Source organism: Streptomyces sp. NPDC060366 (assembly GCF_042725135.1).
Classification (GTDB): Bacteria; Actinomycetota; Actinomycetes; order Streptomycetales; family Streptomycetaceae; genus Streptomyces.
Genome location: NZ_JBHXDC010000002.1, coordinates 479612 through 493998, shown reverse-complemented (window position 1 = coordinate 493998; position 14387 = coordinate 479612). Strand labels below are relative to the sequence as shown.

The following is a 14387-nucleotide window of genomic DNA, read 5'->3' as shown; positions in this document are numbered from 1 at the left end:
ATCAGCCCTAGATCAGCTGTAGATCACCCGTCACCGCTTCGCTCAGCCAGCGCCCCCGGGGCGCCCCGAGAGAGGACCGGATAGTGCGCTTTGTGTCCCGCGCCCTGATCGCGCTCGTCCTGGCGGCCATGTCGCTCGTCGCCGTACCACAGGCTCCACCGGCCGAGGCCGCGCCGACGCCCGCGACCGCGCCCGCTTCGGCGCCCGCCCAAGCGGCCCCCCGCGCCGCCGCCGCGCCGCTGACCAAGGTCCTGGTCTTCTCCAAGACCGCCGGATTCCGGCACTCGTCGATCCCGGCGGGCATCTCCGCCGTCCAACGGCTCGGCGCGGCCAACGGGTTCACCGTCACCGCCACGGTGAACGCCGGCGCGTTCACCGCCGCCAACCTGGCCCAGTACCAGGCGGTGATCTGGCTCTCCACCACCGGCGACGTCCTCAACGCCGCGCAGCAGACCGCCTTCGAGTCCTACGTCGCCTCCGGCGGCGGCTACGTCGGCGTGCACGCCGCGTCCGACACCGAGTACGACTGGCCCTGGTACGGCGGTCTCGTCGGCGCGTACTTCGCCTCCCACCCCGCCACCCAGCAGGCCACCGTCAAGGTCGAGGACCGCGCGTCCGTCTCCACCTCGCATCTGCCGCAGCGCTGGACCCGTACCGACGAGTGGTACAACTACCGCGCCAATCCGCGCTCGGCCGTCAAGGTGCTCGCGAGCCTCGACGAGACGTCGTACACCGGCGGCACCATGGGCGATCATCCGATCGCCTGGTGCCAGGACTACCGGGGCGGACGCTCCTGGTACACCGGCCTCGGCCACACCGAGGAGTCGTACGCCGACCCGGCGTTCACCACCATGCTGCTCGGCGGCATCCAGACGGCGGCGCGCGCCAAGGCCGCCGACTGCCGCCCCGAGACCGGTTACACGCCGCTGTTCGACGGCAGCCAGGCCAGTCTCGACAAGTGGCGTCAGGCGGGGGCCGGCAGTTTCAGCCTCGCCGACGGCACGCTCTCCTCGGTCGGCGGCATGGGCCTGCTCTGGTATCCGGTGACACCGTTCGCCAACTACTCGCTCAAGGCCGACTGGATGATGCCGGGCGACGACAACGGCGGTGTCTTCATCGGCTTCCCCGACCCGCAGGGCGACCCGTGGAAGCCGGTCGACCTCGGCCACGAGATCCAGATCGACGCCTCCGACGGCGACCCGACCCGTACCACCGGCAGCGTCTACAGCTTCAAGGCACCCGACACGGCGGCACGCGCCGCCGCGCTCAACCCGCCCGGGACCTGGAACAGTTACGAGATCGCGGTGCACGGCCGCCACGTCGAGATCTTCCTCAACGGCGTGAAGATCAACGACTACACCAGCGCCCGTGACATCGCGCTCGGCCACATCGGTCTCCAGAACGACGGCGCCGGTCTGGACATCAACTACCGCAACGTCCGCATCAAGCAGGACGGGGCGCAGACCGCCGATCTGGCCCGCGGCAGGCCGGTCACGGTCACCAGCGTCGAGCCCGGCAGCACACACGTGGGCGCCAACGCCGTGGACGGTGACTCCACGACCCGCTGGGGCAGCGCGTACTCCGACCCGCAGTCGATCACCGTCGACCTCGGCGGCGTCCGCACCCTCCAGCAGGTCCGGCTCAACTGGGAGACCGCCCACGCCTCGGCGTACACGGTCCAGACATCGACGGACAACGCCACCTGGCGCACCGTCGGCACGGTCACGGCGGGCAACGGAGGTCTCGACGAGATCGCCGTGAGCGGCACCGGACGGTACGTACGGGTCCAGGGCACCGCGCGCGCCACGCAGTACGGCTACTCCCTCTGGGACCTGAACGTGTTCGGCACCACTCAGTAACCAGCAACGAGTCACCCCTCGATCGACCGCCCGGACGACCTGGTGCGCGACAGCCGTCGCGCGCCGGGCCGTCGGGGCGCCCCCACACCCGCGATCGCCCCTGGAGGTCCCGTGTTGTCGCGCGCTGTCGCCTACCTGACCGCACTGTTAACCCTGTCCGCACTGCTGCTGGCGCCGAGCGCCGTGGCGGCCGACCCGGACGCCGGCCAGAGACCCGCCGACCGGCAGACGGCCCGGGAAACCACTCAGAAAGCCGACCGGAAAGCCGCCGCGCCCCCGCCCACCAGCGGCTTCGAGAAGGTCAAACTCGACGGCGGGCTGGGCATGGGGGAGCCGATCGAACTCGCCGTACTGCCCGACGGCAAGGTGCTCTACATCAACCGCGGCACCAGCGCCGCCGGCGGCCAGGTCCGCCTCTACAACCCGGCGACCAAGTCCACGACGGTCGCGCTGACCGTCCCGCTGGACGCCCGCTTCGAGGACGGGCTGATCGGCATCACCCTGCACCCGAGGTTCGCCACCACCGGCTGGGTGATGCTCTTCTACTCGCCCAAGAGCACCCCGCTGGTGAACCGGATATCCCGCTTCACCTTCAGCCAGAGCACCAACACGATCGCCCCGTCCAGCGAAGACATGATCATCGAGTGGCCGACCGAGCGTGAGATGTGCTGCCACTCGGCCGGCTCCATGTCCTGGGACACCGCGGGCAACCTCTACTTCGCGGTCGGCGACAACACCAACTCCGGCGGCGACGCGCAGGGCATGGCCCCGATCGACGAACGCCCGTCCCGGCACGCTCAGTTCGACGCCCAGCGCACCTCCGGCAACGCGAACGATCTGCGCGGCAAGATCAACCGGATCCATCCGGAGGACAACGGCACCTACACCGTCCCGAACGGCAACCTCTTCGCCAAGGGCACCGCGGGCACCCGCCCCGAGGTCTATGTGATGGGCGTACGGAACCCGTACCGCGTCTGGGTCGACAAGAAGGCGAACAACACCCTGTACTGGGGCGAGGTCGGCCCCGACGCGGGTGCTACCATCCCCGCGCGCGGCCCGGCGGCGTACGACGAGTTCAACCGCGCCACCGGCCCCGGCAACTACGGCTGGCCCTACTGCGGCGGCCCCAACGTCGCCTACAACGACTGGGACTTCGCGGCCAACCAGCCGCGCGGCTGGTTCCCCTGCGGCGGCAGCACCGGTCCGGTCAACAACTCCCCGCGCAACACGGGTATCCAGCAACTGCCGCCCACCAAGACCTCGTTGGTGTGGGAGCAGCACGGCGGCAGCAAGGAGTGGCCGCAGCTCGACAATCCGGGCGGCTGCGGTTCCCCGAACCACACCGAGGTCTACCACTACGACGCGAATCTCAACTCCGACGTCAAGTGGCCCCAGTACTACGACAACAAGCTGCTGATCTCCGAGTACTGCCGCAACTGGATCAAGGAGGTCCAGTTCAACAACGGTGACGCGAGCACCGGTACGCCGACAGCCATCGAACCGGTCCTGGACGGCATGAAGCTCGTCCACCCGATCGACATGGAGTTCGGCCCGGACGGCTCGCTGTATCTCCTCGAATACGGCAGCGGTTACTTCTCGGGCGCCGAAGACGCCGGGCTGTACAAGATCAACTATGTGCAGGGCGGCCGGTCACCCCTCGCCAAGGCGTCCGTGAACAGGGACAACGGACTCGCGCCGCTGGCCGTCACGTTCTCCGGCGCGGGCAGCAGCGACCCGGACGGCAATCCGCTCAGCTACGCGTGGGACTTCACGGACAACGGCAGCACCGACTCCACCGCCGCCAACCCGTCCTTCACCTATCCGTCGAACGGCAACTTCCAGGCCAGACTCACGGTCAGCGACGGCACCGGGAGATCCGGCACGACGACCCTCCCCGTCGTCGTCGGCAACAACCGCCCCACGCTGACGATCTCGCAGCCACCGGCGGGCGGTGTCTTCGAGTGGAACGAGAACGTCACCGTCACGGCGTCGGCGACCGATCCGCAGGACGGCCCGATCGACTGCTCGAAGGTGATCGTACGGATCGCCCTCGGCCACCAGGAACACGCGCACGAGGTCGCCGAAGGCACCGGATGCGGCACGACGTTCAACACCGGACCGATCCACTCCGGACTCGACGCCACCCAGTTCTACGTGGTGCGGGCCAGCTACACGGACAAGGGCGCCGCCGGCACCGTGGCGCTGACCGGTGAGAAGGAGCTCAGCCTGTGGCCCAAGAAGTGGCAGGCGGAGCACTACGCGCAGCTGACCGGGCCGCAGATCATCAACGCCGCCGGAGCCGAGGGCGGCAAACGTCTGGGCGACGTGCAGAACAACGAATGGGTGAAGTACCACCCGGTGAGTCTCAAGGGCGTCACCGGACTCAGGGCGCGCGTCTCCTCCGACAAGGCGGGGAACGTGGCGACCTTCCGGTACGACTCCGTCACCGGACCGGTGGTCGCGCGGGTGACCGTGCCCAACACCGGTGGCTGGGAGACGTATTCGGAGATCAATGTGCCCGTCACGGGCGCGGTGGAGCAGCCGCGCGATCTCTTCGTGGTCTTCACCGGCGGCTCCGGCGCCATTCTCGACCTCGACAGCTACACCTTCACCGGGCCCGGCATCAGCCGTCCCGCCACCGTCAACGGCCGTGGGAGTGATGCACAGTGACCACCGCGAGACTCTTGAGAACCGGCGCTACCGCCGGGAGAGCGAACGTGTTCGCCGGCGGGAGAACCCGGACCGCACGCCTCCTCGGCGCGCTCCTCGTGCTCGTCTGTGTGGTGAGCGGCCTCTCGGGCGTGTCACCGGCCGCGGCCTCGCCCACCGACGCCGCCTTCAACTCCTCGACCGGCGCTCTGAACGTGGACTACGCCAAGTACATGTCCAAGCACGACCTCGTCTACAACCGGCCGACCACCGAACCCCAGCACGGCCTGACCGTGGGCAACGGCCGTACCGGCGCGATGGCCTGGCAGAACAACGGCCTCAACATGCAGGTGTCCGGCGTGGACACCTCCCAGCAGACCGCCTTCGGCGCCGGGCTGATCAACCTGTCCACCACCCCGGCCATGGACAGCGGCTACTCCACCTTCCAGCAGCGCCTGTCCCTCTACGACGGCACCCTCACCACCAAGTACGACAACAACCGCACCGTCACGGTGATGGGACAGCCCAACTCCGAGGTCATGGGCATCCATGTGGAGGACTCCCGCTCCGGGGTCTCCGCGATCACGCTGGACCTGAGCCTGTGGGACGTCGCCAACCTCGGCAACAGCGGTGACGTGCCGAACATCGACACCTGGCGGACGGTGTCCACGTACGCGGACTCCACCGGCGCCGGACTCAGCCGCGGCCAGTCGGACCCGCAGAACTTCGGCTACACCCTCGGCGCGACCGTGGAGGGTGCCTCGTACACCGCGCGTGTCGTCGACGGCCGCAAGGTGCGGCTGTCGATCACACCGGACTCCAGCTACACCATCTGGTTCACCGCGAGCAGCCGGCTCAACGCGCCGAGCCACAACTCGGTCGCCGAGGCGAAGCGCGCCCTGGCGGCGGTCAAGGCCACCGGATACACGAGCACCAACACCGCCTATCTCAACTGGTGGCACGCGTTCTGGCAGAAGTCGTTCGTCCAGTACTCCAACGGGTCCCGTGAAGCGGACTACATGGAGAACGTCTACTACCTCTCCACCTACATGATCGCGGCGGCCGGATACGGCAACTATCCCGCCCACTTCATCAACGGCGTCTTCCGGGCCACCGGGGACGCCACGAAATGGAGCAACGCGTACTGGTACTGGAATCAACGGGACATCTACAACTCGTTCCTCGCCTCCAACCACACCGATCTCATCGCCGGGTTCAACAAGCTCTACAGCCGGAATTTCGACGCGCTGAAGGCATATACCCGCACCCGGTACAACGTGGACGGCATCTGGGTGCCGGAGACGATGGGCTGGGACGGCAACGCGCGGGGCACGGTCAACAGTGACTACACGAACAACATCTGGTCGACCGGCACCGAGGCCGCGTACAACATGTACCTCCAGTACACGTACACGAACGACACCAACTACCTGCGGAACACGGCCTATCCGTTCATGCGCGAGGTCGCCAAGTTCTACCAGGCGAAGCTGTCGTTCAACAGCTCGACCGGCAAGTACTACGTGGCCACCTCCCACTCGCACGAGACGTACTGGAACGTCCCCAACGCGATCACGGACCTGGCCGCCGTACGCACCCTGTTCCCCCTCGCCATCAAGGCGAGCAACCAGCTCGGCCTGGACGCCTCCCTGCGTCCGCAGTGGCAGAACATCCTCGACAACCTGATCGCGTATCCGTCCGACACCAACGCCAACACGTATCTGCCGCACACACCCCCCATCGCGCAGACGCGCAACAACGAGAATGTCGCCGCCGAGATCATCTGGCCCTACGACCTCACCGGCATCGGATATCCCGACCAGCAGAAGGCGATCAACACCTGGAACGTCAGGCCGTTCCCGTACGGAAACGTATGGGCCAACGACGCGATCCAGGCCGCCAGACTCGGACTCGGGAATCAGACGCTCCAGGGCTTGAAGACGATGCTCCAGAAGTACCAGAACTATCCGAACGGTATGACCAGCAACACCAACGGCGTCTTCGAATATCTCGGTGTGCACCTGGCCGCGACGAACGAATCGCTGCTCCAGTCGTACAACGACAAGATTCGGGTCTTTCCCGCCGTCCCCACCGACTCCACCTTCGTCGGCAAGTTCAGTCTGCTGGCCAAGGGCGGATTCATGGTCAGTTCGGAGAGGGAGGCCGGTGAGGTCAAATACGTCGGACTCAAGAGCCAGTTCGGCAACGCCGCCCGCGTCGTCAATCCGTGGGGGACGCAGGAGGTCAGGGTCCGCAGGACCTCCGACAACGCCGTCGTGACGACCTCCAGCAGCGCCGAGATCACCTTCAACACCGGGGCGAACGAGGTGTACGTGGTCGAGCGGACCGCCAAGCCGCTCAGTTCCTACACCTCGACGCAGCTCACCGGCACCGCGAACCAGGGCATGAAGTCCCTGGCCGGCACCAGTTCCACGCTGGGGTCGAACGCGACCTCCGACCCGATGGTGAACAACACGGCGCTGACCTACGACAGCAACTGGCATCTCACCAACAGCCGCGGATACGGCGACTTCAACGACGACACGCACCACAGCAACACCGTGGACGCGGTCGCGTCGTACACGTTCACCGGCACCGGGATCCAGTATCTGTCCGAACGCAACGGCGACATGGGGACGGTCGACGTCTATCTGGACAACGTCTTCCAGGCGACGGTGAATCTGAAGGCCGACGGCGCGAGACAGGTCCAGCAGGTCGTGTGGCAGAAACAGGGGCTCACACGCGGGTCGCACACGATCAGGATCGTCAACCGCAGTACGTCGGTGGGAATGGTGGACGCGCTGCGCATCACCCCATGAGCCCCATGAGCCCCATGACCTGAGGGTCATCACCTGAGCGCGCCGGACGGGACGCCGGCGCGGGCGTGGCCCCGAACGGAGAACTCCGTTCGGGGCCACGCGCGTTGCCGATCCGGACTCCGGACTCCAGGCTCCGGACTCCTACCAGGGGGAGGGTGCGGGCGGTGCGACCACGGGCGGGCGGTCGTCACACGTGATCGTGTTCGGCAGCAGCCACGGCGCCAGCCACGTTTCCGTACCCCGGCCGCCGTCGTTGCCGCCGAGGTCGGTCAGCGCGAACTCGGACCCGGCGGGCGTGAAGTTGAAGGAGCCGCAGTTGTTGACGCCGACGGCGCCCACACCACGCGCGTCCACGTTCTCGAAGGACGCGGACCCCTTCACCCGGGCGCTGACCGCCGACGTACCCGTCCCGTCGATCCGGACGTCCTTGAAGCGGACGCCGTCGATCGCGTACAGGTCCTTCACCGCGTAGTCGCTGACCAGCATGATCGCGTTGTACGTGCTGTCGAGATAGTGGTCGCCGGTCACCCGGACGTCCGCGTCGATGTCCTTGTCGAGCGCGTAGAGCCAGATGGCACCCAGCCCGATGTTCCAGTTCAGCTCGTAGGTCCCGGCGCGCACCGTGGTGTTGTCGGTGAAGCTCAGCCGCCCCGCGAACTTCTCGGCACCGAAGCGGGATCCGGCGTGCAGGGCGCTGCCCTCCCGGACCGGGTCGGCCACGAGATTGTCCGAGACGGTGTTGTCCGTACCGCCGTAGATCGCGATGCCGTTGGCCAGGACCGGTGACTGCACGGTGTTGCGGGTGAACGTGTTCCGCGCGTTGGCGGTCTTCTCCGACCACATCGCGAGACCGTCGTCGCCGGTGTTACGGACGAAGTTGTCGGACACGACCGAATTCGTCACGCCCGTATGGAAGTTGAGGGCGTCGGCGATCTGGTCGACGATGATGTTGCCGGTGACGCGGACGTTCGACATCGGTCCGTCGAACCACAGTCCGACCTTGGTGTGCCGGATGTGCAGCCCCTTGATCGTCGAGTCGCTCATCGCCCCGCCGACGCCGTTGACCTGGTCGGTGTCGATCCTCTCCCGTACGTCGCCCTCGATCGCGAAGCCGGACAGATGGACGTTGCGGCTGCCCCCGTCCGCCGCGTCCTTGCCGTAGAAGCCGACGCCGGTGTGGACCGAGCCGTCGGGCGCGGGCTCGTCCAGGGCGATCTGGCGGCCCTTGATGACGGTGTGCCAGTTGCCAGCGCCCTCGATCGTGACGTCGTCCACCAGGATGTGACGGTTCACCTGGTAGGTGCCGGGCGGGATGTAGACCTTGAGGTGCTTGCGCTTCGCGTAGGCGATGGCCCGGTCGAAGGCATCGGCGGAGTCACGCCGACCGAGTGGATCGGCGCCGAACAGAGCCACGTTCGCGGCGACGAGCCGCACATGGGGCGCGCCGACCAGCTCCGAGTCGAGCAGATCCACCACCGTCCAGTCGGCCTCGCTGCCCGCCGGAACGGTCAGCCGGACCTTGTCCCCGGCGCGGTAGGTCTTGCCGAGCTTCAGGCGCTGCTCGTCGTAGAAGTGGCTCGGGCGGAACGGCTTCGTGATGACGGGTGCGGGGGTGGTCGCGGCGGGCACGCACGCGCACTCGGTGATCCACCAGTCGGGGTGCAGCAGGTCGGCGCCGGGATCGTTGGAGAACGGGTACTGGTTGTAGAGCCAGGCGTACTGCGAGGTGAGCGTCATGGTCCTACGGGCCTTGCCGTTGACCGTGACGTCGAGGGGCGCGGTGATACCGCCGCCGCCGGGCGCGTCCGGGATGCTGTAGCGGACCGTGATCGCGTCGGCCGGGCCGGGCAGGGTGAACTCGACGTACTGCTTCGGCGCCAGCTTCACCGCCGTACGGCCGGAGGCCTCGGAGGGCAGCGTGTACGCGGTCCGGTCCGGCCCGATGACCGCCCCGTTCGTCGCGGCGTTCTCCGCCTCCTGCTCGGCGAACCCGACGCGGGCGCCCCGGCCCGCGACGAGCGCCGGGTCGAGGGCGGCTCGGGTGACGACGGGCCCGGTGGACCGGCTGTCCGGCGCGGCGAGGGCGGTGCCGCCACCGCTGAGCAGGCCGATACCGACGGCGGCCGCGGTCACCGCGGCCACCACCTGGGCACGTCTGCGGGCACGTCTGCGGGCACGTCTGCGGGCAGGTCTGCGGGCGCGTTCGCGTGCGCCGGTGAGACTCCACGACATCTGGGGCTCGATTCTCTTGGGGAGGACGAACGAACGCCTGTGGGGCCGACGTTCGGGAGAGCGGACGCCGTGGGGGTGAGGTGGACATTAGGACCGTGACGCCTCGTGCCACAAGACATCTGCGAGTGGTTTTCGTACATCCGTGGCTCAACTGCGGCTGTGGGTCGACTTCTTGCGTTTACGGGCGTGATCGTTTACGGATGGGAGAGGTCCGCGTGAGTGCTTCCCGGCGCCCGGCATAGTGAGGGCCTCTCCCGCGCGTCAGCACGGGTAGGCAGGGCCGGCCGGTCCGCCGGGAGAAGAAGGTGACGATGGATGCCACAAGCCAGGAAAACTTCCTGGAATTCGTACGGAACAGATCGACCGCCCTGCTGAGAACGGCCGTGCTGCTCAGCGGCGGCGACCGCCACGCGGGCGAGGACCTGTTGCAGAACGCGCTCATCAAGGCCGCCGGCCGCTGGCACCGGATCGACGAACCGGAGGCGTACGTACGGCAGATCCTCTACCGGCAGCAGATCAGCCGGTGGCGGCTGAAGGGCCGGCGCAAGGAACTCACCGTCGCCGAACCGCCCGATCCCGGCGCCGACGCACGGACCGCGTCCGCCACCGACGCCACCGGCGCCGCCGAACTGCGCCTCGTGATGCGCGACGCGCTGTCCCGGCTCACCGCGCGGCAGCGCGCCGTACTCGTCCTGCGCTACTTCGAGGATCTGCCGGAGGCGGACGTCGCCCGTCTCCTCGGCATCTCCGTCGGCACGGTCCGCTCCACCACCCACCGCTCACTCGCCCGCCTGCGCGCCCTCGCGCCCGAACTCTCCCTGCTCGATCCGTCCGACGGCGGTCAACAGCAGCCGCCGTCGCGTGACTTCGCCCCCGTGGAGGTACGACCGTGAACGTCGAGGAACTCGTACGGGCGTCGCTGCGCGAGCAGGCCGCCGACCACGTGAGCGCCCCCGCCGATCTGGCGGACCGGGTCCTCGCGGGCCGACGCCGCCGCCGGGCACGCACCCTCGCCGGGGCCGCGGCCACGACCGCCCTGGTGATCGCCGCCGCGGTGGCCGTGCCCGCCGCGCTCGACCCGGACGGCGGGGCCACGCGACTGGCGAGCGAGGTCTCCCGCGGCAAGACCCTCACGCACGTCGATCAGTCGCCGCCGCGCGACCTGATCGCGGTCGGCGACCAGGCGCTCGCCGCGTACTACACGGTCCGCATGGACAAGCAGCCCAACCGCGACGAGATCATGACCCGCACCTATTCGGTGCTGGACCAGAAGACCGGGAAGTACGAGGTCGACGCGCGCTGGGCCTATCTGGCGGTCGCGCCCGGCATGCGCACGGCGGCGGTCCTGGAACGCCAACTGCCCGCCGAACGCGTGGGCATCCTGGATCTGCTCACCAAGAAGGTCACGCGCTGGATCCCCGTCGAGGGGGGCGTCGGCGCGATCGAGTTCTCGCCGGACGGCGAGCGGCTGATCGCCACGACGTACGACAAGAACCCGGACCACTACTACTGGTCGAAGAAGGTCCAGGTCAACGACACCTTGGAGCCGCAGCGCGTCTACTCCCGCACGGGCTTCGCGATCGTCGACGTCGAGTCGGGCGAGTCCGACTGGCACGAAGTGCCCCCCTACAAGATGCCGGGGGACATCGAGGGTCTCGGTTCGGGCGAGAAGCTGCGGTTCAACAACGACGGCACGCTGGTCTACGAGTTCATCAACATGGACCCCGGCCGGATCTTCCGCGACCCGCGCGGCAAGCAGGTGGCGGCGCCGCCGAAGGAGAAGCACGTCGACCTCGTGATGGCCCCCGCCGGGCTCTCCCCGAACGGTGAACTCGTCGCGGGCGGCTTCGCCGGCGGAGCGCGTACGACGGCCACCGAGGTCCTCGACCCCGGCACCGGCGAGCGCGCGGCCAAGCTGAAGGGCCAGGAACTCCTCGCCTGGGCCGACGACAAGCGCCTGATCGCCTGGGACATCGCCCCCGGCGGCAACGAGTTCGAGAACCGGCTGGTGCTGATCACGATCGGCAGCGACAAGGTGGTCTCGCTCAGCGGAGCCCGCACCCCCAAGGACTACTCACCGGGGCGCTGGGAGCCCATCTTCGCCAGGCGCTGACGCCAGGATCCTCGGGACCGGGACCGCCGGGGGGCGGTTCCGGTGCCGGTGGTGCGGCAGTCGGCGCAGCAGCGCGGGCAGCCAGGGGGCGGCGCCGACGACGAGCAGCAGAGACAACAGGGGCACACGCCACCAGAACGAGAGATGCGCCGGAGGCGGGGCCGGGGTCTCCGCGACCCACGGCCGGGCCGTCTTCGACCACGCGACGAACGCGTCACCGATCGGGATCAGCCCGAAGGCGTAACGCTTCGTCCACGGGGTGCCGACCGGCATGCCGAGCAACTCACCGTGGTTCGCGATCCCTTCGGCGAGCGGGGCGTCGCCCTGGACCTGGGCCGCGCCGAGTGTGACGACCGTCGCGGACAGACTCATACCGAGGGGGAGCGGCCCGGAGTCGACGTCGGCCGGGCCGTCCATGCCCTTGGGATACTCCCGCGTCGTCGGCCCGAGACCGAGCGGGGTGACGACGTAGCGGTCACGGAAAAGCAGGTACTGCTCACGGGCGAAGTCCGAGTCGATGTCGAGAAGGAACCGCTGGATGATGCTCTGCGAGGTGCCCCTGGCGACCTCGACCGGATCACCGGTGTCGGGGGCGACGCGGTGCGGCAACAGCCCCGTACGCGGGTCGAGCCGCTGCCGTACGCCGTCCAGCCACCGCTCCACGGTGCCGGTGAACCGGGCGGGACGCAGCGTGTCGTGCAGTCGCAGCGAGGCCATCGCCACGGTCGAGTCGACCGGCCACGCCTGCCCCGGATACGCCGCCAGATACGGCGACGCGGAGTCGTCGAAGGCCGCGCCGAGAGCCGCGGAATCCGCCGCGAACCGCCGCACCTCCGAGCTCTCGCGCTCACCCTCCGGCAGCAACGACAGCACGCCGCCGCGCAGCCAGTTGGTCCAGCCGCGGTAGAAGACCCCGTACGACGGCGCCAGCTCGGCACTGAACGCGGCCCGCCCGTCCGCCGAGTCCAGCCGCTTCAGCGCCCACCGCGCCTCCCGCACCGCCTCCGCCCGCGCCTCACCGGCCGGCTCCCGCATCCCCAACTCGACCCAGCTCAGGCCGTACAGGGCGTGCAGGAAGAAGTACCCCTCCGGGAACTGCTGTTGAGCCTCGGCTCCGGCGCCGTCGTCCAACGCTCCCCGTATGAAGGCGAGTTGATTGCGCACCCCACCGGGCTCACCCTCCGTGCCCCCGGTGGCGGGCGCCACGAGCCGCACCGCCCCGAGCAACGCGCACCCGCTGACGAAACGGCGACCACGAGGCGTGCCCATCGCAGCACGTGACGGGCGGGTGCGGACGGCTGCTCAGGCATCCGCCGATCCTATGGGCGGATGTACGGGCCGTGCGTCGTGCATGTGCCGTTCACCCGGTGGCGGGCGCGAACGACCGTACGCGCGAGCACCGAAGTTCGGTTCCCAGCCGGGAAACCGCCGCCCTACCTGGCGTCGGCGGCGCACAGTTGCTGGTCGATCAGGGCGTTCTTGGCCTGCTCCGTGGAGAGGTCGCTCGTCGAGCCGTCGCCCGTCGCCTCCAGTACGACGACGCTGCGGCCGTCCGCGCTGACGCCGTCGCGGGTGCTGTAGCCGGGGAGGTCGCCGGCGTGGCCGTAGTACGTGCCGCCGCAGGTGAGCGGGGACTCCATCAGGCCCAGACCGTAGCGGGCGCCGGGCCAGACCGGGTCCAGCTCCGTCGCCCGTACCGTCGTCCGCATCTCCGTCAGCTGCGCGGGCTTCAGCAGCCGGCCGCCCAGGAGCGCCCGGTAGAACCTGGTCATGTCGCCGGTGTCGCTGATCATGGCCCCGGCGGCGCCCGCCCCGCTCGGATTGAACGCGGTGATGTCGATCCCGCGACCGCCCTCGCCGAAGGCGGAGTAGCCCTTCATGTGGGAGCCGGGGATACGGGGGGACGTGGTCGGGGCCAGGGTGTTCCGCAGGCCCAGCGGCCGGATGACGCGCTTGGTCACCTCCTGCTGCCAGCTGTGCCCCGTGACCTTCTCGATGATCATCCCCGCCAGGGTGTAATTCGTGTTGGAGTACGACCACTTGGCGCCCGGCTCGAAGTCCGGCGCGTGGCGCATCGCGATGCCCACCAGCTCGGAATCCGTCCATGTGGTGTACCGGCCGGCCTCGTATGCCTCGGCACTCGCCAACGCGGGGAAGTCGGCGGTGTAGTTGAACAGGCCGCTGGTGTGGTTCAGCAGCTGCCGTACGGTGATCTTCGCGCCGTCGTTGCCGTTTCCCGACACCACACCGGGCAGCCAATCCTCCACGGTGTCGTCCAGGGAGAGCCGTCCCTCGCCGACGAGTTGCAGGACGACCGTGGAGACATAGGTCTTGGTGGCGCTGGCGATCCGGAACTTGTCGTCGGCACGCGCGGTGCGCCCGGTCCCGGCGTCGGCGACCCCGGCGGTGGCGTACCGCGTGCCGTGCGGGCCGGTCGACCGGACGAGGACACCCACGGTGCCGGTCTTGTGGACCGCGTCCACCTGCCGCTGGAGCCGCTCCTTGGCCGAGCCGGCAGCGGCCGTCGCGCCCGTGGCCTCCGTCGCACCCGACGCCGGCACCGCGAGCCCCAGGCCGGCGAGCGCCGTGACGAGCGTGGTGGTCACGATGCGGGAGGTGGTCCTGCGATACGTCTTGGTCGCCATGATCCGTCGGCCCTTTGGGAGTTGATGGTCACCGCGCTGTGCGGTGTGATCACCAACCTAGAAATTCCGCCCG

Annotated in this window: 8 protein-coding genes; 5 read left to right on the top strand and 3 right to left on the bottom strand. The window is 68.8% G+C overall.

The genetic code is table 11. The features are described from left to right. Positions 1-128 precede the first annotated feature (128 nt). The 3 genes from ACFWHU_RS06885 (at position 129) to ACFWHU_RS06875 (ending at position 7324) form a co-directional block, all read left to right on the top strand. On the top strand, positions 129-1859 hold the full coding sequence (locus ACFWHU_RS06885; RefSeq protein WP_387224465.1) for a ThuA domain-containing protein: 1731 nt from the start codon (positions 129-131) through the stop codon (positions 1857-1859). A 111-nt stretch (positions 1860-1970) separates the two neighbouring features. Beyond that, positions 1971-4529 (top strand): PQQ-dependent sugar dehydrogenase, encoded by a 2559-nt coding sequence (locus ACFWHU_RS06880; protein WP_387224188.1) that lies wholly within the window; start codon positions 1971-1973, stop codon positions 4527-4529. Positions 4530-4576: 47 nt separating this feature from the next. Continuing rightward, positions 4577-7324 carry a glycoside hydrolase family 95-like protein gene (locus ACFWHU_RS06875; protein WP_385793048.1) on the top strand — a complete coding sequence of 916 codons (2748 nt, stop codon included), beginning with the start codon at positions 4577-4579 and terminating at the stop codon, positions 7322-7324. A 141-nt stretch (positions 7325-7465) separates the two neighbouring features. Here the strand turns inward: ACFWHU_RS06875 and ACFWHU_RS06870 are convergent, their stop codons facing one another. After that, the gene (locus ACFWHU_RS06870; protein ID WP_387224187.1) at positions 7466-9556 is read right to left on the bottom strand and encodes a glycosyl hydrolase family 28-related protein; all 2091 of its coding nucleotides are present in this window, start codon (positions 9554-9556) and stop codon (positions 7466-7468) included. Positions 9557-9867: 311 nt separating this feature from the next. On the opposite strand from ACFWHU_RS06870, the gene ACFWHU_RS06865 reads away from it, so the two are divergent. Next, positions 9868-10449 (top strand): SigE family RNA polymerase sigma factor, encoded by a 582-nt coding sequence (locus ACFWHU_RS06865; RefSeq protein ID WP_385793052.1) that lies wholly within the window; start codon positions 9868-9870, stop codon positions 10447-10449. Continuing rightward, entirely contained in the window at positions 10446-11669 is a 1224-nt protein-coding gene (locus ACFWHU_RS06860; RefSeq protein ID WP_387224186.1) for a hypothetical protein, read from the top strand. Before ACFWHU_RS06865 ends, ACFWHU_RS06860 begins: the two co-directional genes overlap by 4 nt. On the opposite strand, the gene ACFWHU_RS06855 is transcribed toward ACFWHU_RS06860, so the two are convergent. Both ACFWHU_RS06855 and ACFWHU_RS06850 read right to left on the bottom strand, forming a co-directional pair. Further along, positions 11631-12938, bottom strand: coding sequence for a hypothetical protein (locus ACFWHU_RS06855; RefSeq protein WP_387224185.1), 1308 nt, complete (start codon positions 12936-12938; stop codon positions 11631-11633). The genes ACFWHU_RS06860 and ACFWHU_RS06855 overlap by 39 nt on opposite strands. A 164-nt stretch (positions 12939-13102) precedes the next feature. After that, on the bottom strand, positions 13103-14314 hold the full coding sequence (locus ACFWHU_RS06850) for a serine hydrolase domain-containing protein (protein ID WP_387224184.1): 1212 nt from the start codon (positions 14312-14314) through the stop codon (positions 13103-13105). Between the last annotated feature and the right edge of the window lie 73 nt (positions 14315-14387).

Coding starts and splice junctions, on each gene's coding strand:
- ACFWHU_RS06885 (WP_387224465.1), top strand. CDS start 129: ATGTCGCTCGTCGCCGTACCACAGGCTCCACCGGCCGAGGCCGCGCCG.
- ACFWHU_RS06870 (WP_387224187.1), bottom strand. CDS start 9,556: ATGTCGTGGAGTCTCACCGGCGCACGCGAACGCGCCCGCAGACCTGCC.
- ACFWHU_RS06865 (WP_385793052.1), top strand. CDS start 9,868: ATGGATGCCACAAGCCAGGAAAACTTCCTGGAATTCGTACGGAACAGA.
- ACFWHU_RS06855 (WP_387224185.1), bottom strand. CDS start 12,938: ATGGGCACGCCTCGTGGTCGCCGTTTCGTCAGCGGGTGCGCGTTGCTC.
- ACFWHU_RS06850 (WP_387224184.1), bottom strand. CDS start 14,314: ATGGCGACCAAGACGTATCGCAGGACCACCTCCCGCATCGTGACCACC.